The sequence below is a fragment of the Symbiopectobacterium purcellii genome, from assembly GCF_019797845.1.
GTDB classification, from domain to species: Bacteria; Pseudomonadota; Gammaproteobacteria; order Enterobacterales; family Enterobacteriaceae; genus Symbiopectobacterium; species Symbiopectobacterium purcellii.
Genome location: NZ_CP081864.1, coordinates 3,663,811 through 3,682,353, shown reverse-complemented (window position 1 = coordinate 3,682,353; position 18,543 = coordinate 3,663,811). Strand labels below are relative to the sequence as shown.

Here is an 18,543-nt window from a genome sequence, read left to right as displayed (position 1 = left end):
TCGTTAATAATACGTTATTTGTATTGTTTTTTGTAAGTTTGGTTTCCCAAAAGCGGCGCAGACGCCCATGACTAAACGGTGAGGGAATGCCTTGCGCTTATTAACAGGGGTAAGTATACTGACGCGTCATTTTTTCAGCCGCATACACACACGTTCCTTGCTTCCATGGGCCGCGGCTGACCCTGACAGGAGGCTGAAAAATCCGTAAGGAGCTATTCGATGCGTCATTACGAAATCGTATTTATGGTCCATCCTGACCAAAGCGAACAGGTTCCGGGCATGATCGAGCGCTACACTGGTGCTATCACTGGTGCAGAAGGCAAGATCCACCGTCTGGAAGACTGGGGCCGCCGTCAGCTGGCTTACCCGATCAACAAACTGCACAAGGCTCACTACGTTCTGCTGAACGTTGAAGCACCGCAGGAAGTGATCGATGAGCTGGAAACTAACTTCCGCTTCAACGATGCCGTTATCCGCAGCATGGTTATGCGTACCAAACACGCTGTAACTGAAGCATCTCCGATGGTGAAAGCGAAAGACGAACGCCGTGAGCGTCGTGATGAATACGCTGAAGCCGGTGATGATGCTGAAGCTGGGGATTCTGAAGAGTAATTGCCGTGGCGACCGCTAATCGTCTGGAACTGTCTGGCATGATATGCAAGGCACCGGTACGAAAGGTCAGCCCGTCGGGCATTCCTCACTGCCAGTTTGTGCTTGAGCACCGCTCGGTACAGGAGGAAGCCGGACTTCGTCGGCAAGCATGGTGCCGTATGCCCGTGATTGTCAGCGGACGTGAGTCGCAAGCAATTACCCACAGTATAACGGTCGGTATGCACATCAGAGTTCAGGGCTTTATTTGCAGCCATCAAGGGCGCAATGGGCTGAACAAACTGGTGTTACATGCCGAGCAGATTGAATTGATAGATTCTGGAGACTAGCCAAATGGCACGTTATTTCCGTCGTCGCAAGTTCTGCCGTTTCACCGCGGAAGGCGTTCAAGAGATCGACTATAAAGATATCGCAACGCTGAAAAACTACATCACTGAAAGTGGTAAAATTGTACCGAGCCGTATCACCGGTACTCGTGCCAAGTATCAGCGTCAACTGGCCCGTGCTATCAAGCGCGCGCGCTACCTGTCTTTGTTGCCGTACACTGATCGTCATCAGTAATCGGCCACAGTCCACTAACGAGACTTTGAGAGGATAAGGTAATGCAAGTTATTCTGCTTGATAAAGTAGCAAACCTGGGCAGCCTGGGTGATCAGGTAAACGTTAAAGCGGGCTATGCTCGTAACTTCCTGGTTCCGCAGGGCAAAGCTGTGCCGGCAACCAAGAAAAACGTTGAGTTCTTCGAAGCGCGTCGCGCAGAACTGGAAGCCAAACTGGCTGACGTTCTGGCTGCTGCTCAAGCGCGTGCTGCGCAACTGACTGAACTGGGCACCGTTACCCTGGCGTCCAAAGCGGGCGACGAAGGCAAACTGTTCGGTTCTATCGGTACGCGTGACATCGCTGATGCTGTCACTGCTGCTGGCGTTGCTATCGCAAAAAGCGAAGTTCGCCTGCCGAACGGCGTACTGCGTACGCTGGGCGACCACGAAGTGAGCTTCCAGGTTCACAGCGATGTGTTCGCTACGCTGAACGTGCTGGTTGTTGCTGAATAAGCAATGCCACGGTGCCTTCGGGCGCTGAGCGTTATGCGTGAAACGCCGACCTTAGGGTCGGCGTTTTGCGTTTTAGGGGCGATCAGTCAGCACGGCAAAGGGAATTGGGCGTATGCTAACCCGGTTTATGACGGGAGGTTCTCGCTATGTCCGCAGCCATTGATGCACCGCGTATTCATTTACAGCGGGTTTATGATGTGCACTCGCCTTTTGCTCACCCCACGTTTCTGGTGGATCGGCTTTGGCCACGCGGTGTTCGAAAAGTGCGACTGGAAGGCGCTCAGTGGCTTAAAGCAGTTGCGCCCAGCACGGCACTGCGTCAGGCATTCCACGCAGCGCCAGACGCGTGGGACACTTTTGTTACGCAGTATTGCACCGAACTGGCACAACAACGGCATTGGCAAGTCATTACGTCGGCGTTAACGTGCTCGGGTGAAGTCACATTGCTCTATGCCAGCAAAGAGCTGCAGTGTAATCATGCGCAGGTACTGCGGGATTTTCTGCTCGCACAGTGTAGCGCCTGAACCAACCTTAACGCGTGCGAAGAAATACGCCATCGGATTGGCGGGTGAAATGCACCTGCTGGCCATCCGCAGTTTCAATCTCCAGTTCAGACACCATTCCCTGTGGATTGAGCCGCAGTTTGACTTGTTGCCCGGCACGCAGGTTGCTCAGCGGCTTGTCTCTTCCTTCCACCTGAGCCATTGCAAAAACATCGTTGACGGGCAGGTTATTATCCCTGAACAACTGCGCCAGCGTTTGTCCTGCGGCAATCGGATACGTCTGCCAGGCCGGCGCAGCGTGCTCTACCGGCGCGGACGTGCTATCAGCGAGGTTGGCGTGCATCGGGGCTGATTCATTAAGGGTGATGGGGGTCGCTGATGGCGGAGTGCGCGACGTTGACGGCGAATAGGGCCACAGCAGTGCGATCAGCAGCAGTGCGAAGGCAATCAGAATCGCACGGCGGTGGAAGGCAGGCAACGGATCCATCCAGTGGTAGCTGTCAGGGTGATGCCACAGCCCTCTCAAGGCGTCACGCACGCGCTCACGCAGTGCTGACAGGGGGAGAGAGGACGCATTACGCTGTTTTTCAGCCCGAGCCAAAGGCAAACGCGGAAGAACGCGTAGAACGCTGCGAATCAGCGCTTGATAATCCCTTGCGGGGGCTACTCGTTTCCTGGGCGCGATTCTGCCCATGGTGACCTCTCTTGCAACGATAGCAACCTGTAAAGCTGCCCAGTATATAGGTAACGCGCCAACGAAAGTAATACAAGAGTCATAATCGCTAACGTGTTGATGCTTAAGGTAACAAATTTGAGAGAAAGTGGAACCCTTAGTATAGAATAGGGCATGGTATTCGCTCGCCTTTCATACTGACAGGGCCGATTTTTTTGGCTGTGCTCCGATTTTCACAGTCCTGCGCCCTGCCAACGCCTCGGTAACGTGCAAGTATGACGGGTATAACGATCGCACAGAAGATTTTACCCTGCCGTCCAGCGCTGTTATGCTGCGTTTTCATTTTTTTACACAATGAGGAACATCCATGAGTACCCCTTCTTATGAGAGCGTTGAGGCGCAGGCCAGTTACGGTATTGGTTTGCAGGTTGGCCAACAGTTGCAAGAATCTGGCCTGGAAGGGCTGATCCCTGAAGCCCTGGTGGCAGGTCTGCGTGATGCACTGGCAGGTAATGCGCCCGCCGTTCCTGTGGATGTTGTACATCGCGCGCTGCGTGAAATTCATGAACGTGCTGACGCAGTGCGCCGTGAAAACCAGCAAGCGTTGGCTGTTGAAGGGCAAAATTTCCTGGCAGACAATGCCGGTAAAAACGGCGTTAACCAGACGGAGTCCGGTTTGCAATTCCGCGTGCTGACCCAAGGTGAAGGGGCGATCCCCGCACGTCAAGATCGTGTGCGTGTACACTACACGGGTCGCCTGATCGATGGCAGCGTGTTCGACAGCTCCGTGCAGCGCGGACAACCGGCAGAATTTCCGGTGAGCGGCGTTATTCCTGGCTGGATTGAAGCGCTGACGCTGATGCCGGTCGGTTCCAAATGGGAACTTTATATTCCGCATAACCTGGCATATGGCGAACGCGGTGCCGGTGCATCCATTCCGCCGTTCAGCGCGCTGATTTTTGAAGTCGAACTGCTGGAAATCCTCTAATGCAGGCGCAGGGGGCGTTGCATAATGCTCCCTGCGCATCCTGAGAAAGCCTGTTCAACTGGACGGGGTCAACGCCCACTGTGACACGATATCGCTTACGGCTTCGTCAACGGTGCTTTCATTGATGATGTGGATGACAGGGCAGGGGAGCTTCTCCAACCACTGTTGGTGCCGGAGTGCGTTTCGACTGACATCCATCGTAGTTTCGTAACCCGCTGCCCATTTAATAAACGCCTGATACCGCTCATGCTGCTTGCCTCCGGGCAAAATATCGTCCCCAAATCGCATTAGTTCTCTTCGCTTGAGCCGTTCAAGGCGTTTTTCATTGTTAACATAGACATACATAGATAACGAGTTCAAAACTCGGGATAAAGATATCACCCCAGCCACACAGTGAGCCGCTAAGAATCCATTGTTCGTGTGCTTTTAGTGTGTCAGCGAGTTGTAACTGCCTTTCTTGTGGTTGGTTTGCCACCGTATAGGGAGGGAATGTGTCGCGCCAATAAAAATCATCGGTATCGAGATGTTGATAACCCACCCGCTCGGCTAGGCATTTGGCAATGGACGTAGCGCCGGCGCCTGAGGCGCCTAAGATATGAATTCTGTTTTTTGGCGACATTTGATCTCCTTCGAAGGAGAAAGAGGAGCGAATACTTTACGCCGGTACTGAGCAAAGGGAAGAGGTCAATAACAATTCGACAAGATGGTTGCAGGATAGCCTGTTTTATCCTGCAACCTGCGGTGCTATTCGCCGCGTAGCGCGCGGGGGAACAGGATGTTGTTCTCCAGATGGATATGCTCCATCAGATCGCTGATAAAAACATTGATACCGGCGTACAGCGCGCGCCAGGTGTTGCAGGCGTTTTCCGGTGGTGTCACGTTGTTGGTCAGACTTTTCACCACTTCCAGTTGTTGTCCTGCGTCATCATGCTCATGTTCCATGACTGAGATCGGACCCGAGGCTTGTGCGCCCATACCCGCTTGGATCATGGGGAACAGAATGCGTTCTTCTTTCATCATGTGTTGGGACAAATCGTCAAGGATCAATGCTAACTGCGCGGCCAGTCCTTGTGGGCATGCCGATTTTTCATGATGAACACGCTCCACTTTTTCAGCCATCAGGATCAATTCCGGCAACTGCTCGCGGTGACGATCGTGATAACGCTGGATGATGTGGGGAATGATGTCGCCCAATGGGGCTGAAGGCCAGTGGGTTTCCGTTGAAGGCTGCTCCGCCAGCGCGCTCAGGCGTGCTTCCAGTGCCTCGATATTCAGTTCCAGCTTGTTGGCAGCACGCAGCAGCGTTTGTTTGCCGCCACAGCAAAAATCGAGATTACATTCACGGAAAAGTACAGTAGCGCCAGGAATGGCGATAGCCAATTCCCCCAGTGTGCGTTCGCGGTATTGCATGATAAGGCCCTCAGCGATAAACATTATAAGATTTATTTTAAATGCATCTTATTGTAATGGATATACTTAAAAAGAGGTACGCTGAGGGGGGCACTCAGGTTTGAATTTAACCGGGTGATACCCAGACCAGCGTTGCTGCTTTTCCGGTTCCTTCGGTCGCGTTTTTCGCACAGAACTCCTGCCCGTATTGGTCAGTAAGCGGTTCAGGTCAATGGGGGTATTGCCATCGCTTTTGAACGCGTGGTTAAACTTTTTTTCTTCAATCGATTCTGGACATAACGAATCGACATAACCAGAAAACGCTTTTGTCTCCCGTTTAAACGCGTTGGCAATTTGCTGACCCAAAGGGTTCGATCCGTCGGCCGAGCAACAAGAAATGACTCTGATGTACTGATAACGCGCCAGAGTTTCTGCTCGATAATGATAGTCATACATGTACTTTAGATCTGCACCATCAACCTTATCCGGTTTTCCCTCGAGCAACAGACTCATTTCTCCCTTGCCGCTGGCATTAATGCTGCCATGGCCAAGGATGTTTAATCGCTTAGTGCCTTTGTAGGTATCGTCGAACCAATAAAGGTGAAGTTCATTTGGATTGGTTTTTAAGTCACGAAAATCATGGCCCCAGCGGACATAGCGATCGTCCGACTTATCAGGGCTGAGCAGCGTAATGCCCGAGTCATGAGCAATGGCGGTTAACTTTTGCAAAAAAGGAGATGTAACGCGTTCTTTGGTCGCTGATGGACGCATGCCAGAGGGCTTGTTCGTTGGCTGCGTGGGGGGGAATGACGTAATCGGCATCGTTGGTCAATGGTAATCACCTGATGTAAACATGTGTACATTTTGACAGGAGGGCCGTTAGTTGATCATTCATAAACAGATTGCTGGGCGACCGCGCCGCACTTCCTTGTCGTCACGGGTCAGCAATCTGATCGCTGACGTTGTCAGCAGGTTGAGAACGCCGCATTGAGCGGCGTTCTGTAGCCGATTACTGTTTTTGCAGGTCGAGGCGGTATAACGCAAAGCCCACGTCATCATGGCCGAGGGATGTCATTGGATATTGCGCTTTCTCTTTGATAAACGCCGCGGCCTTAGCCGAAGGTGCCGTTTCCACGCGGATATCCAGTGGCGTGTCGCTCTTGATCGGCGCCAAACGCCAATTGTTGTCCGCTTGAGGTTTCACCTCGCCCTGTTTTTGCGTTTCCGCGCTGATATAGGCGGCCAGCACTGAACGGTTTTCATCCGGCGAGGCAAAGGCGACGTACTTTTCTCCGGTACCGGCAAATTTCTCGCCGTAGGCGCGGTAGTTGTTGGTGGCTATCAGGAACGTCATCTTGGGATCGATGGGTTTGCCCTGGTAGGTCAAATTAACGATACGCTCGGCGGTGGGGTTACGCGGTGCGCACTCCCCGTCGTAACGGGCAGGCTGCGTCACATCGATCTGGTAGCTAACACCGTCAATCACATCAAAGTTATAGGTGCGGAAACCGTCCCAGTTGATCAGGGATTGCGGTGCCTTGCTGTGTATATCGATTTGATTGAACTGGCCCGCAGAGCACTCCAGCCACTCTTTCACCTGCTGCCCGTTCACCTTCACCACCACCAGAGTGTTGGGGTAGAAATAGAGATCGGCGGCGTTACGGAATGTCAGCTCACCCTTTTCCACTTCCACATAGCTGTTGGGATCGTTCTTTCGACCGCCCGCTTTAAACGGTGCGGCGGCGGAAAGCACCGGAATATCCGCCAGATCGGGGTCGCCTTGAATAAAGTGCTGCACATAGGCGCGCTGCGCGTTATTGACGATCTGTACGGTGGGGTCATCCTGCACCAGTGACAAATAGCTGTACATGTTGTCAGCGGCTTTACCGATGGGTTTGCCGACAAAGGTGCGCGTTTGCTGATGCGCGTCGGACAGCACGTTCACCAACTCTTTATCCGCGTCGGCACGCGATTGTTTTTGCGCCTTGTCGAAAATGGGGCGTGCTTGTGCTTTCCCCTGCGTCACCTGCCATTGGCCATTATCATTGTTGACCACTAAATCGACGATGCCGAGATGATCACCCCATTGGCCGGGCATCACAGCGGGAACACCGTTCAAGGTGCCCTGCGCGATATCCGTGCCAGGAATGGCGGCAAAATCTTTGCTAGGGAAAACGGCGTGAGCATGGCCGAACAGAATGGCATTAATGCCTGGTATTTGGCTCAGGTAGTACACTGAGTTCTCTGCCATGGCCTTATACGGCTCGCCAGAAAGACCGGAGTGGGGAATGGCAACCACAATATCCGCCCCTTTCTGCCGCATTTCAGGCACCCACTTCTTGGCGGTTTCGGTGATGTCGGCCACGGTGACCTTGCCACTCAGGTTGGCCTTATCCCACACCATGATCTGCGGCGGTACAAAACCGATATAGCCGATGCGTAATGTGTGGGTCTTGCCATCGCGATCTTTTACCGGCGTGTCCTTGATCAGATAAGGCGTGAACAGCGGTTTGCCGGTTTTCGCATCGATCACGTTGGCGTTTACGTATGGGAAAGCGGCACCAGACAGCGCTTTGTGCAGATAATCCAGACCGTAGTTGAATTCATGGTTACCGATGTTGCCCACCGCATAGTCGAGCCGGTTCATGGCGAGATAAACCGGGTGTACCTCGCCCTGTTGCAGCCCCTTGGCCGCCATGTAATCGCCCAGCGGGCTACCCTGAATCAGGTCGCCGTTATCCACCAGAACGCTGTTGGTGGCCTCCTGACGCGCGCCGTGAATCAAGCTGGCGGTGCGTACCAGACCGAATTTATCGGTGGGGGTATCTTTGTAATAATCAAAATCCATCATATTGCTGTGCAGATCGGTCGTTTCCAAAATGCGCAGATCGACGGTGGCAGCGTGCAGTGTGGTGGTAACAAACAGGGCCACTAAACCTGGCGCGAGCGCGTGCTTCATATTGCCTGACTCCTTCATGTTGGCGTTGCACTTTGATTTGATACTCGTAAAGTATCCTACCAAAGGAAGTAAATTGGCATAGAATCATGACAGGTCAGTGGCGCATCTCACTCTTTTGACAAAGAATAGGTCCGTTACTGCGTTGTATTGTATACATAGCGGGCACCAGAAGGACGAGGTTCATTATGTTGGAACAAATTTGTCAGTTGGCGCGCGACGCCGGTGCCGCCATCATGCAGGTGTATGATGGTGAACGCCCTGTCGATGTCGCGCATAAAAAAGATGCGTCTCCGGTGACCGCCGCGGATTTGGCGGCGCATCACATCATCAAGCAGGGGCTGGCCCAGATGTTTGCCGATATTCCCCTGTTGTCGGAAGAAGATCCGCCTGCCTGGGAGGTTCGCCAGCACTGGCAGCGCTACTGGCTGGTGGATCCGCTGGATGGCACCAAAGAGTTTCTTAACCGTAACGGCGAGTTCACCGTCAATATCGCGCTGATTGAAAATGGCGCGCCGGTGTTAGGCGTAGTGTATGTGCCGGTTACCGGTGTCATGTACGCGGCATCGGGGGGGAAAGCGTGGAAAGAGGTGGACGGTGTGCGTCGTTTGATTCGTGTTAACCATGCGCATCCACCGCTGGTGGTGGTGAGCCGTTCTCATCTGGACGCAGAGTTAAAAGACTATTTACTTCAACTGGGTGAACACCAAACGGTAGCGATTGGGTCTTCGCTTAAATTTTGTCTGGTAGCGGAAGGCAAGGCCCAACTGTATCCACGTTTCGGGCCGACTAACGTGTGGGACACCGCCGCCGGGCACGCTGTCGCTGCGGCTGCCGGTGCACAGGTGCATGACTGGCAGGGCAAAACCCTCAATTATGTACCGCGTGAATCCTTTCTCAATCCCGGGTTCCGTGTGTCGTTGTTTTGATGTGTGCAGCGGTGTGAGCGAGACAGGCGTGGTGAGACGATCGTCCACGCCAGTTCTTTGCTGGGAATTACTCTTTCAACAACAGTGGCAGCAGGTTCATCACTTGCTGCACGTCTTGCGCATTGAGCGCCCCGTCTTTGACATAGCGCACCTGACCGCGCTTATCCAGCACCACAATCGCTGAACTTTTCTGTTCTAGCTGCCAGGCTTTGCGGACGTTGCCGTTGCTGTCGACAATAAACTGCGACCAGGGAAAGGTTTTTTTACTCTCTTCAAGGCTGCTGCGAACAAACGGGCCTGTGCCGATGATGGCGTCGTCGGTATTGACGATTGTCGTCGTTTGGTAATATTCACGCGCTAGATTAGCGGCCTTGATGGCACTGATCAGCGGATCGTTCATCGCTTTGGCCGATGTCCTACCGGCAATATGCTGGATGACGCGCACCTTTCCTACGAGCTGTGCGCTGTTCCAGTTCTGGTAGCTAAACTGTTGGTTTTGATACATCAGCTCCCCTTTATCGGCAACGCCGGTCGGGGGCAGGGTGCTGTTTAGCGTAAGGTTGTGTGCCATGCAGGGTAACGTCAACAGGGTGCACAGGCTAAACAGGGTTATTCGCAGACGCAGCGTCGAGGTGTGGCAGGCGGTCATAACGTGTCCTCTGGTAGAAAGCGGCGAAGGTAACGCGAAACCGTTGCTTAAGCGTAGAGGAAGTTATCTGGTCTGTCCTGTTTGAAATGTGATCGATCTTCACAATTTTTGTTACGCAAAGGTAAAAATAAAACTATGCTGATCGATAACGGAACTATCTTATAACAGTCTGAAAACCCCGTGAATTGTGCTGCTTTTTTGTGTGGAACTAAATGCCATCTGGCGACACTAATAGTTAGGCGTTCTATTAACGCGTGATTTTATACCCCAGCGTGGGGCCAAAGAGAAAAATGAAAACGGGAGGAGAGATACAATGCGGATCTTCGAACGTTACAACCCGTTAAAAGTCGCGAAGTACGTGAAAACGCTGTTTCGCGGCAGGTTGTATATCAGAGGCATCGGTGCTTTCGAGTTTGATTACGGCAAAATATTATTGCCGAAAACCCAAGACAAACAGCATTTGCTGGTAATGTCTGAGGTGAACCGTCAAGTGCTGCGGCTGCAAGCCGACATGGGTTAACGGTTCAAGAGGAACGCTGCTGCCGCCAATGATGGGCAGCAGCAATGGGCCAGCGGTTCAAGCTGGCACAGGTTGAAGACTAGCTTTTGGGTTCTGCCGTGGATGCTGCATAAGCAATGGCCGTTGACGCGGGGTTCTTCTCTTCAAGGCGCGTGACCAGCAACTGGTCAATCTTGTAGCTATCAATATCCACCACTTCAAATTTATAGCCTGCAAAGCGGACATAATCGGTGCGTTTCGGGATCTTACGCAGCGTATACATCATAAAGCCGCCGATGGTTTCGTAATTGTCCGAATGGGGGAAATCGTCGATATCCAGCGCCCGCATCACATCTTCAATCGGCGTGCCGCCATCGATGAGCCACGAGTTTTCATCACGCGCCACAATCTGTTCTTCCATGCCCTGACCAACCAGATCGCCCATCAGCGTGGTCATCACGTCGTTCAGGGTGATAATGCCTACCACCAGCGCATATTCGTTCAGGATCACCGCGAAATCTTCGCCCGCCGCTTTAAAGCTTTCCAGCGCTTCCGAGAGTGTCAGCGTATCGGGCACAATCAGTGCAGTACGGATTTGAATGCCGCCATTGAGCGCCAGACTCTGGTTGCCCAAAACGCGGTTGAGCAGATCCTTGGAGTCAACATAACCGACGACCTGGTCGATGTTGCCGTTGCACACCAGAAACTTGGAATGCGGCTGCTGGGCAATCTTCTCTTTGATTTGCGCTTCGTCTTCGTGCAGATCGAAAAACACCACGCTTTCTCGCGATGTCATCGACGAGGGCACTGTGCGTGATTCCAGCTCAAAGACGTTTTCAATCAATTCATGTTCCTGCTTACGCAGCACGCCCGCCAGCGCCCCGGCTTCCACCACGGCATAAATATCATCGGAGGTGATGTCGTCGTTGCGTACCATAGGCAGTTTGAGTAAACGAAAGATCACATTCGACAGGCCATTAAAAAACCACACCAACGGACGGAAAAAAAACAAGCAGAAGCGCATGGGATTGATAATCCGGATAGCAACGGCTTCCGGCGTCGTCATGCCAATGCGTTTCGGCGTCAAATCGCCTAACAGAATAAACAGGCTGGTCACCAGCACAAAGGAACAGGCAAAGCTGACGGTATCGGCCATTTCTGGCGTCATAAAACGTTGGAAAAATACGGTGAAATAGGGGGAGAACGCTTGATCGCCGATAATACCGGCCAGAATGGCCACGGCGTTAATGCCGATTTGAATAACAGTAAAAAAGATACCGGGCGTTTCTTGGAGTTTTAGCACCATGGCGGCGTTGAGATTGCCCTCATCGGCCATCTGTTTAAGTTTTATTTTGCGTGAAGCGGCCAGCGATATCTCGGACAACGAGAAAAACGCACTGAGCGCGATCAGAAGAACTATCAGTAATAAACTGTTTAACATATGTTTTCCAGCCGTCGTGGCCGGATCCTCTGGAAGGTCATGAATGCATGAATAGTAATAGCCGCATTATATCCTAAATATTTCGCGTTGCAGGAAGACGGAAAGTGAAGGACAAATCTGTCTGGAACAGATTTGAACAGCGCTTGCGCTGGCCCGTAGGGTGAATCTCAGGGATGAGATTCATTAATCCCGATGAACTTACTCAAGTAAGTGATTCGGGTGACTGAGCGCAGCCAACACACCTGCAACGTGAAGTATGACGGGTATAGATAACAAAATGAATAACGCCGCCATGACGGATGTCAGGCGGCGCAAGCATTATAACGGTGTTGATGGGTCATTTGGCAAGCATGGCGTAAAATATGAGCAATTTATCAGGTGTTGGGTGGTAAACACAGGCCGATGCCCGCCAATCCGCAATAGCCGCCGGGATTCTTGTGCAGGTATTGCTGGTGTTCATCTTCCGCGTAATAAAAGGGGCCCGCCTGGACGATTTCTGTGCTGATGGTGCGTGCATCACCGCTGGTATGCATGGCTTGCTGGAAACGTACCAGACTTGCTTGTGCCAACGTCATCTGTTCTGCGGTGAGCGTGTAGATGGCTGAACGATACTGCGTGCCGAGATCGTTACCCTTTCGCATGCCTTGTGCCGGATCGTGATTTTCCCAAAACAGTTGTAGCAGGCGTTCGTAGCTGATGACGGCAGGATCGTAGACGATGCGTACCGCTTCGGCGTGATCGGTAAGCCCACTACAGACTTCACGGTAGGTTGGATTGGGCGTAAAGCCGCCGGTGTAGCCTGCTGCGGTGCTGTATACGCCTGCCTGCTGCCAGAACAAACGCTCCACGCCCCAAAAACAGCCCATGGCGAACAGCGCAACGTCCATATTGTCAGGAACGTGAGTCATGGAATGTTGGCTGACAACGTTCAGGCGTGCCAGCGGCATTGGCGTGCCTCGTCCTGGCAGCGCTTCTGATTGACGGATACGTTGGTTTTTATCACTGTGCTGTACCACGTTGTTACTCCCGCGATAACCCATGTTATTCATAGGTAACAGAATAACTAAGAAAGTTCACGCTGTCTTTATCGTTCAAGGCCGTTTAAGGTTAAGGCGTTGCGCAACCTGCATTTTTGAAATTATTCATTACACTTTAGAGTGAGTGTAGATGAGGATGTTAAGTGGGATTGTTTTTGACATGATTTTCAAAACACGCCTGTGTAGAACAATATAAACGAACGTGGGGAGTTGTCGTGTCACGATACCGTACTTGGCTTTTTGTGTGCCTGCTTGCAACTGCATCGTCCTATGCAGAGAACGTGCGTTTGCAAGTGGTAGGATTGGAAGGGGAATTACAGCGCAACGTGCGTGCGCGCTTGTCTACCATTGGCCCTGATGAAATCAGCGCCGACGGGCGCTTTCGTGCCCGGGTTGATGATGCGATCCGGCGCGGGTTACGGGCGCTGGGGTATTACGATCCGCAAATCAATTTTGAGTACCGCCCGGCAGAAAACGGCGGACGTCCGCTGCTGTTGGTGACGGTGACGCCGGGTGAGCCGGTCAACATCGCGGGTACCGATGTTCTGCTGCGGGGCGATGCCAGCAGCGACAGTGATTTCCTCCAACTGCGGCGCCGCAGCCTGCCTGCAATAGGCAGCGTGCTGAACCACGGGGACTATGATGATTTTAAGCGTTCATTAAATAACCTGGCGCTGCGTAAAGGGTACTTTGATGCGCACTACAACAAAAGCCAGTTGGGCGTGATCCGCGAAACGCGGGAAGCCTTCTGGGATATCGATTATGACGGCGGTACCCGTTACCGTTTCGGTGATGTGCACTTCCAGGGCAGTCAAATTGATGAAGCCTATCTGCGCAATTTGATCCCGTTTGAACGGGGCGATGAGTATACCAGCGAAGATCTGGGCGAATTAAACCGGCGTTTGTCCGCCACTGGATGGTTCACCTCGGCAGTGGTCTCCCCCAATTTCGCGGCGGGAAAAACCGATAAAATGCTGCCGCTGGATGCGGTGGTTACACCGCGTGCGCGCAATTTACTGGAAACCGGGGTGGGATACTCCACTGACGTGGGGCCGCGCTTTCAGACCACGTGGCGCAGGCCGTGGATCAACGAGCGTGGGCACAGTCTGGAAAGCAGTCTGAGAGTCTCGGCACCGGAACAGTCGTTGGATTTCAGTTACAAAATCCCCTTGCTGAGAAGCCCGCTGGAGCAGTTCTACTTGCTGCAAGCCGGTTTTAAACGCGAAGACCTGAATGACACCAAATCAGACGGCACCATGCTCAACGTGGCGCGCTTCTGGACGCTTAATCGCGGTTGGCAGCGCTCGATTAACCTGCGCTGGAGTCTCGATCACTTTACCCAGGGCAGTGTCACCGATACCACCATGCTGCTCTATCCCGGCCTGACGCTGAATCGCACGCGACAGCGCGGCGGGACCATGCCCACCTGGGGGGATTCACAGCGTTATTCGCTGGATATCTCGGATACCACTTGGGGTTCGTATATTGATTTTGCGGTGATACAGGCGCAGAACGTCTGGATCCGCACGTTGGAGGATAAGCACCGTTTTGTCGCACGTGGCAACGTCGGTTGGATTGAAACCAACAGCTTCTCTCGCGTGCCGCCGTCTCTGCGTTTCTTTGCCGGGGGCGATCGCAGCATTCGCGGCTATAAGTTCCGTTCTATCTCACCGCGTGATGACGAAGGCAAACTGACCGGTGCGTCAAAATTGCTGACCGGTTCTTTGGAATACCAGTACAACTTTACCGGACGCTGGTGGGGGGCGGTGTTTGTCGATACCGGTGATGCGGTAAACGATCTCAAGATCAACGACCTGAAAACCGGTGCCGGTGTCGGGATCCGCTGGGCCTCGCCGGTGGGGCCGGTCAAATTTGATTTTGCCGTCCCGGTCAATGATTCCGAGAGGCGTAACGATCTCCAGTTCTATATTGGTTTGGGGCCTGAGCTATGAGCCTGATAAAGAAAATAGCCATTGGGGCCATCGCATTTTTGTTGCTGTTGCTCATCACGCTGGCGGGATTACTGTTTACCACGCCGGGGTTGCATCTGCTGCTTAATGGCGCGGCGCGCTGGGTGCCAGGGTTGGAGATCGCCGAGGTGCAAGGCGGTTGGCGCGATCTGACTCTGCGCGGTGTCGGTTATCAAACGCCGGGTATCACGCTCAACGCCGGTGAACTCCACCTTTCGCTGGCGCTGGGCTGCCTGACGCGTAGCCAGATTTGCATCGATGATATTGCGCTACGCGATCTTGATGTCGTCATCGACAGCAGCGCCATGCCGCCGCCTGCGCAGACGCCTGCCCCCAGTGCACCGGTGGGCGAGTTGACGGCGCCGTTCCCGATACGTCTTAGCCAGCTGACACTCAACAATATCCGCGTCACGCTGGATGATACCGCTGTCTCGTTGGGTGAACTGCACACTGGCATGCACTGGGAAGGACGCGCGTTGACCTTGCTGCCAACGCAAATCAATGCACTGCTGGTGGCACTGCCGAAAACCAAACCGACAGCGACTGTCGCGGAAAGTACGCTGGCGGCCACCGAAGATGGCAAGGTCACCGCGTCGGAAGTGGGTGATATCGCCTCCGCCACGGCGCAGGCTGCTGTTACACCGCAACCTGAAGCAATGCCACCCGCAGCGGAAAACGTGGCGATGCCACCTGCGTTGGGCGAGCAGCTACAGGCGCTGTTTGCCAAGCCGCTGCTGCCGGCGTTGCCCGCGTTCACGCTGCCACTTGATATAAACATCAGCGATTTGCGCGGCGAACAACTGCGGCTGACCGGCGATCAAGACATCACGCTCACCACGTTGCAATTGAAAGCCGCTACCCAACAACAACATATTCAGTTGGAAAAACTCGCGATCCAGTCGCCGCAAGGTGCCCTGCATGCGGCGGGCGAGGCTACGCTGAGCGATAACTGGCCGCTGTCTTTTGTTCTGAACGGGGTGGTAAATACCGCGCCGTTGAAAGGCGAGAAGGTCAAACTGACGGTGGAGGGCAGCCTGCATGACTGGCTGAACACCACGCTTAACCTGTCCGGGCCGCAGCGTGCGCTGCTCACCCTGAAAGCGCAGTTGGCCCAGCCTGAACTGCCGTTGGCGCTGACCGTGCAGTCTGAGCGTCTTGCCTGGCCGCTAACGGGAGACGCCGAGTATCAGGTTAATAATCTGGCGTTAAGCCTCAACGGGAAGGCCACGGATTATACCTTGAAGGTCAATGGTGATATTCGCGGTAGCGCCGTGCCGCCTGCAACGCTGGCGTTGGAAGGCAAAGGCAATCTGCAGCAGTTTGATATAAGCCCACTACGGCTCTCTGCGTTGCAAGGCTACGCTGAGTTGCGCGCACTGGTGGACTGGAGTAAAGCCATCAGTTGGCGCAGCGAACTGGTGCTCGATGGCATTAACACGGCGAAGCAATGGCCGGAATGGCCTGCGCGTATCGATGGCAAAATCAGTACGCGCGGCAGCCTGTACGGTGGTAACTGGCAGGTGGCGGTGACTGAACTGCGCCTGAACGGCAATATCAAGCAAAACAAACTGACGGCGCAAGGTTCGCTGAACGGCAATGCGGCAGGCCAGTGGCATATTCCCGGCATCAACCTGGCGTTGGGGCGTAATCAGATTGATGTCAAAGGCGATTTGGGTCAGCAATGGAAACTGGACGGCGTCATTGATGCGCCTGCGTTAAACGGCGCCTTGCCGGGACTGGCAGGGCGCGTCACTGGCACGGTGCGGCTGCGCGGTAACCACACCGCACCGCAGCTGTTGGCGGATCTCAATGGCACAGGGCTGCGCTGGCAGGGGTTATCAGTCAATCGCCTGACGTTGGAAAGCGATGTGCGCTCGGATGCGCAAGTGAATGGCCGAATGGCGTTGCGCGTTGAGCAATTGCAACAGGAAGGCGTGAAGGTTTCTCTGCTGACACTGAATGCGCAAGGCAATGAACAGCAGCATCAGCTGCGCTTGAACGTAGAAGGAGAACCGGTCGCCGGACAACTGACCCTGACCGGGCACTTCGACAGAGCACAGCAGCGTTGGCGCGGTACGCTCGATCAAACTCAGTTCACTACTCCGGTGGGGGAATGGCGTTTGTCGCCTTCCCTGTCGCTGGATTATCAGCAAGCGCTGGCGCGCATCACACTCGGTGCGCACTGTTGGCAAAACCCGAATGCGGAGCTGTGCGTGCCGCGTGCCGTCGACATTGGCCCGAGCGGCCAAGCCAGCGTGGTGTTGAACCGCTTTGATTTGAAGATGCTGGAACCGTTTTTGGGCGCAGATACTGCGCTGAGCGGCGTCTTTACCGGGCGTGCTGACGTCGCCTGGCAGCCGGGGGGTGGGTTGCCGCAGGCAAAAATCGCGCTTACCGGGAACAAGGTTGCACTGCGTCAGCAGATGAACGGCAACACGCTGCCTGTCGATTTTGACACTTTTACGCTGAATGCGGGTGTCGATCGCGGCCGCGCGACGCTGGGGTGGCTCGTCGCTATTCACAATAATGGCCAGTTCCGCGGTGATATCCAGGTGAAGGATCCGCAGGGACGACGCAAACTGGGGGGGGATATTGCCATCGACAAAATCTCCCTTGCGCTGCTGAATCCGGCGTTAAGCCGGGGTGAGAAAGCGGCGGGTATGCTGAACGGCGCGTTGCGCGTTGGCGGTAATGTGCGTCAGCCGCAGTTGAACGGACAACTGGCGCTGGAAGGGCTGGATATCGACGGTCACTGGATGCCTGTCGATCTGACCGATGGTCGGTTGGCGGTGAGCTTCAATGGCATGAGTTCTACGCTACAGGGTTTTCTGAAAACCACGCAAGGCCAGCTTAATCTTAACGGGGATGCGGATTGGCATCAGCCGGAAGCATGGCGGGCGCGTATTGCGGCGAAGGGGGACCGCGTTCGTGTCACGCTGCCGCCGACGGTGCGGCTCGATGTTTCCCCGGATATTGAGTTTGTCGCTACGCCGCAGCTCTTTACCCTCAATGGGGCGGTCAGGGTGCCATGGGCGCGTATTACCGTACAACAGATGCCGGAAAATGCGGTGGATGTTTCCTCGGATGAAGTGCTGTTGGACGAACAACGCCAGCCGCTAGCGCGTAACAACGCTGCGATACCGATCAACAGTAACCTGACCATTCGCGTGGGTGACGATGTGCGCCTTGATGCCTTTGGCCTGCGTGCCAGTTTGCAAGGCGACCTGAAAATGGTGCAGGACGAGCGCGGTTTGGGACTGAACGGCCAGATCAACATCCCTACCGGGTGTTTCAAGGCTTACGGGCAGGATTTGATCGTGCAAAAAGGGATTCTGGTGTTCTCTGGGCCACCCGCCGAGCCGAATCTGAACATCGAAGCGGTGCGCAATCCTGATAATACGGCGGATGGTGTGACGGCGGGGGTGCGCATCACTGGCGCGGCCAGCGCGCCCCATATCGAGGTGTTTTCCACACCGACATTATCGCAGCAAGAAGCATTATCTTACCTGTTACGGGGTCAAGGACTGGACAGCACCGGTTCAGACAGTAATATGATGACCTCGGCCTTAGTAGGGTTAGGGGTTGCGCAAAGTGGTCAAGTTGTGGGTAGAATCGGCGAGGCCTTTGGCGTAAGTGATTTAGCTCTGGATACACAGGGCGCTGGCGACGACTCTCAGGTTGTGGTCAGCGGTTACGTCCTCCCAGGCCTTCAGGTCAGATACGGCATTGGCATATTTGACTCTTTAGCAACGTTGACGTTGCGTTATCGGTTAATGCCAAGACTCTATTTGGAAGCGGTGTCTGGTCTCGATCAGGCACTGAATGTGCTCTATCAGTTCGAGTTTTAG

The 18,543-nt window shown here is 54.0% G+C and carries 19 protein-coding genes; 10 read left to right on the top strand and 9 right to left on the bottom strand.

The window, feature by feature from the left end; all coding sequences use genetic code 11:
• Window positions 1-219: 219 nt before the first annotated feature.
• The 5 genes from rpsF (at window position 220) to K6K13_RS17235 (ending at window position 2,185) form a co-directional block, all read left to right on the top strand.
• Window positions 220-612 (top strand): 30S ribosomal protein S6, encoded by a 393-nt coding sequence (gene rpsF / locus K6K13_RS17255; protein ID WP_195312177.1) that lies wholly within the window; start codon window positions 220-222, stop codon window positions 610-612.
• 38 nt (window positions 613-650) lie between these two features.
• Window positions 651-938, top strand: a complete 288-nt coding sequence (gene priB, locus K6K13_RS17250; RefSeq protein ID WP_252120538.1) for a primosomal replication protein N — start codon at window positions 651-653, stop codon at window positions 936-938.
• Between the two features lie 4 nt (window positions 939-942).
• Window positions 943-1,170 (top strand): 30S ribosomal protein S18, encoded by a 228-nt coding sequence (gene rpsR, locus K6K13_RS17245; protein WP_000135199.1) that lies wholly within the window; start codon window positions 943-945, stop codon window positions 1,168-1,170.
• A gap of 41 nt (window positions 1,171-1,211) precedes the next feature.
• Window positions 1,212-1,661 carry a 50S ribosomal protein L9 gene (gene rplI, locus K6K13_RS17240; protein ID WP_196907796.1) on the top strand — a complete coding sequence of 150 codons (450 nt, stop codon included), beginning with the start codon at window positions 1,212-1,214 and terminating at the stop codon, window positions 1,659-1,661.
• A 146-nt stretch (window positions 1,662-1,807) separates the two neighbouring features.
• A complete protein-coding gene (locus K6K13_RS17235) occupies window positions 1,808-2,185 on the top strand; it encodes a DUF488 domain-containing protein (protein WP_222158073.1) in 378 nt (125 codons plus the stop codon).
• Window positions 2,186-2,192: 7 nt separating this feature from the next.
• Here the strand turns inward: K6K13_RS17235 and K6K13_RS17230 are convergent, their stop codons facing one another.
• The gene (locus K6K13_RS17230; protein WP_222158072.1) at window positions 2,193-2,858 is read right to left on the bottom strand and encodes a LysM-like peptidoglycan-binding domain-containing protein; all 666 of its coding nucleotides are present in this window, start codon (window positions 2,856-2,858) and stop codon (window positions 2,193-2,195) included.
• A 346-nt stretch (window positions 2,859-3,204) separates the two neighbouring features.
• Between K6K13_RS17230 and bamJ the strand changes: the two genes are divergently transcribed.
• Window positions 3,205-3,825 (top strand): BamJ family beta-barrel-assembly machinery protein, encoded by a 621-nt coding sequence (gene bamJ / locus K6K13_RS17225; RefSeq protein ID WP_222158071.1) that lies wholly within the window; start codon window positions 3,205-3,207, stop codon window positions 3,823-3,825.
• Window positions 3,826-3,879: 54 nt separating this feature from the next.
• Here bamJ and K6K13_RS17220 read toward each other — a convergent pair whose 3' ends face one another.
• The 5 genes from K6K13_RS17220 to K6K13_RS17200 all read right to left on the bottom strand — a co-directional run bounded on the left by K6K13_RS17220 (window position 3,880) and on the right by K6K13_RS17200 (window position 8,173).
• A complete protein-coding gene (locus K6K13_RS17220) occupies window positions 3,880-4,113 on the bottom strand; it encodes a P-loop NTPase family protein (RefSeq protein ID WP_222158070.1) in 234 nt (77 codons plus the stop codon).
• Between the two features lie 40 nt (window positions 4,114-4,153).
• Window positions 4,154-4,444: a P-loop NTPase family protein gene (locus tag K6K13_RS17215; protein ID WP_222158069.1), complete on the bottom strand. Its 291-nt coding sequence runs from the start codon at window positions 4,442-4,444 to the stop codon at window positions 4,154-4,156.
• Between the two features lie 125 nt (window positions 4,445-4,569).
• The gene (gene ytfE / locus K6K13_RS17210; RefSeq protein ID WP_222158068.1) at window positions 4,570-5,235 is read right to left on the bottom strand and encodes an iron-sulfur cluster repair protein YtfE; all 666 of its coding nucleotides are present in this window, start codon (window positions 5,233-5,235) and stop codon (window positions 4,570-4,572) included.
• A gap of 66 nt (window positions 5,236-5,301) precedes the next feature.
• The gene (locus K6K13_RS17205) at window positions 5,302-6,036 is read right to left on the bottom strand and encodes a hypothetical protein (protein ID WP_222158067.1); all 735 of its coding nucleotides are present in this window, start codon (window positions 6,034-6,036) and stop codon (window positions 5,302-5,304) included.
• Between the two features lie 187 nt (window positions 6,037-6,223).
• Window positions 6,224-8,173: a bifunctional 2',3'-cyclic-nucleotide 2'-phosphodiesterase/3'-nucleotidase gene (locus tag K6K13_RS17200; RefSeq protein WP_222158066.1), complete on the bottom strand. Its 1,950-nt coding sequence runs from the start codon at window positions 8,171-8,173 to the stop codon at window positions 6,224-6,226.
• 185 nt (window positions 8,174-8,358) lie between these two features.
• Here K6K13_RS17200 and cysQ point away from each other — a divergent pair, with 185 nt between their 5' ends.
• Window positions 8,359-9,099 (top strand): 3'(2'),5'-bisphosphate nucleotidase CysQ, encoded by a 741-nt coding sequence (gene cysQ / locus K6K13_RS17195; protein ID WP_222158065.1) that lies wholly within the window; start codon window positions 8,359-8,361, stop codon window positions 9,097-9,099.
• 67 nt (window positions 9,100-9,166) lie between these two features.
• On the opposite strand, the gene K6K13_RS17190 is transcribed toward cysQ, so the two are convergent.
• A complete protein-coding gene (locus tag K6K13_RS17190; RefSeq protein ID WP_222158064.1) occupies window positions 9,167-9,748 on the bottom strand; it encodes a YtfJ family protein in 582 nt (193 codons plus the stop codon).
• 313 nt (window positions 9,749-10,061) lie between these two features.
• Between K6K13_RS17190 and K6K13_RS17185 the strand changes: the two genes are divergently transcribed.
• Window positions 10,062-10,268 (top strand): DUF1107 domain-containing protein, encoded by a 207-nt coding sequence (locus tag K6K13_RS17185; RefSeq protein ID WP_222158063.1) that lies wholly within the window; start codon window positions 10,062-10,064, stop codon window positions 10,266-10,268.
• A 79-nt stretch (window positions 10,269-10,347) separates the two neighbouring features.
• On the opposite strand, the gene paeA is transcribed toward K6K13_RS17185, so the two are convergent.
• On the bottom strand, window positions 10,348-11,688 hold the full coding sequence (paeA, locus tag K6K13_RS17180) for a polyamine export protein PaeA (protein ID WP_222158062.1): 1,341 nt from the start codon (window positions 11,686-11,688) through the stop codon (window positions 10,348-10,350).
• Window positions 11,689-12,062: 374 nt separating this feature from the next.
• Window positions 12,063-12,704 carry a peptide-methionine (S)-S-oxide reductase MsrA gene (msrA, locus tag K6K13_RS17175; RefSeq protein WP_252120338.1) on the bottom strand — a complete coding sequence of 214 codons (642 nt, stop codon included), beginning with the start codon at window positions 12,702-12,704 and terminating at the stop codon, window positions 12,063-12,065.
• A gap of 236 nt (window positions 12,705-12,940) precedes the next feature.
• On the opposite strand from msrA, the gene tamA reads away from it, so the two are divergent.
• Window positions 12,941-14,677: an autotransporter assembly complex protein TamA gene (tamA, locus tag K6K13_RS17170; protein WP_222158060.1), complete on the top strand. Its 1,737-nt coding sequence runs from the start codon at window positions 12,941-12,943 to the stop codon at window positions 14,675-14,677.
• Complete coding sequence (tamB, locus tag K6K13_RS17165; RefSeq protein ID WP_222158059.1) at window positions 14,674-18,543, top strand: autotransporter assembly complex protein TamB; 3,870 nt, start codon at window positions 14,674-14,676, stop codon at window positions 18,541-18,543. The genes tamA and tamB overlap by 4 nt, the downstream gene beginning before the upstream one ends.

What these genes read in the sequence shown, in the direction of transcription:
- rpsF (WP_195312177.1), top strand. Translation starts at nt 220, where the DNA reads ATGCGTCATTACGAAATCGTATTTATGGTCCATCCTGACCAAAGCGAA.
- priB (WP_252120538.1), top strand. Translation starts at nt 651, where the DNA reads ATGATATGCAAGGCACCGGTACGAAAGGTCAGCCCGTCGGGCATTCCT.
- rpsR (WP_000135199.1), top strand. Translation starts at nt 943, where the DNA reads ATGGCACGTTATTTCCGTCGTCGCAAGTTCTGCCGTTTCACCGCGGAA.
- rplI (WP_196907796.1), top strand. Translation starts at nt 1,212, where the DNA reads ATGCAAGTTATTCTGCTTGATAAAGTAGCAAACCTGGGCAGCCTGGGT.
- K6K13_RS17235 (WP_222158073.1), top strand. Translation starts at nt 1,808, where the DNA reads ATGTCCGCAGCCATTGATGCACCGCGTATTCATTTACAGCGGGTTTAT.
- K6K13_RS17230 (WP_222158072.1), bottom strand. Translation starts at nt 2,858, where the DNA reads ATGGGCAGAATCGCGCCCAGGAAACGAGTAGCCCCCGCAAGGGATTAT.
- bamJ (WP_222158071.1), top strand. Translation starts at nt 3,205, where the DNA reads ATGAGTACCCCTTCTTATGAGAGCGTTGAGGCGCAGGCCAGTTACGGT.
- K6K13_RS17220 (WP_222158070.1), bottom strand. Translation starts at nt 4,113, where the DNA reads ATGCGATTTGGGGACGATATTTTGCCCGGAGGCAAGCAGCATGAGCGG.
- K6K13_RS17215 (WP_222158069.1), bottom strand. Translation starts at nt 4,444, where the DNA reads ATGTCGCCAAAAAACAGAATTCATATCTTAGGCGCCTCAGGCGCCGGC.
- ytfE (WP_222158068.1), bottom strand. Translation starts at nt 5,235, where the DNA reads ATGCAATACCGCGAACGCACACTGGGGGAATTGGCTATCGCCATTCCT.
- K6K13_RS17205 (WP_222158067.1), bottom strand. Translation starts at nt 6,036, where the DNA reads ATGCCGATTACGTCATTCCCCCCCACGCAGCCAACGAACAAGCCCTCT.
- K6K13_RS17200 (WP_222158066.1), bottom strand. Translation starts at nt 8,173, where the DNA reads ATGAAGCACGCGCTCGCGCCAGGTTTAGTGGCCCTGTTTGTTACCACC.
- cysQ (WP_222158065.1), top strand. Translation starts at nt 8,359, where the DNA reads ATGTTGGAACAAATTTGTCAGTTGGCGCGCGACGCCGGTGCCGCCATC.
- K6K13_RS17190 (WP_222158064.1), bottom strand. Translation starts at nt 9,748, where the DNA reads ATGACCGCCTGCCACACCTCGACGCTGCGTCTGCGAATAACCCTGTTT.
- K6K13_RS17185 (WP_222158063.1), top strand. Translation starts at nt 10,062, where the DNA reads ATGCGGATCTTCGAACGTTACAACCCGTTAAAAGTCGCGAAGTACGTG.
- paeA (WP_222158062.1), bottom strand. Translation starts at nt 11,688, where the DNA reads ATGTTAAACAGTTTATTACTGATAGTTCTTCTGATCGCGCTCAGTGCG.
- tamB (WP_222158059.1), top strand. Translation starts at nt 14,674, where the DNA reads ATGAGCCTGATAAAGAAAATAGCCATTGGGGCCATCGCATTTTTGTTG.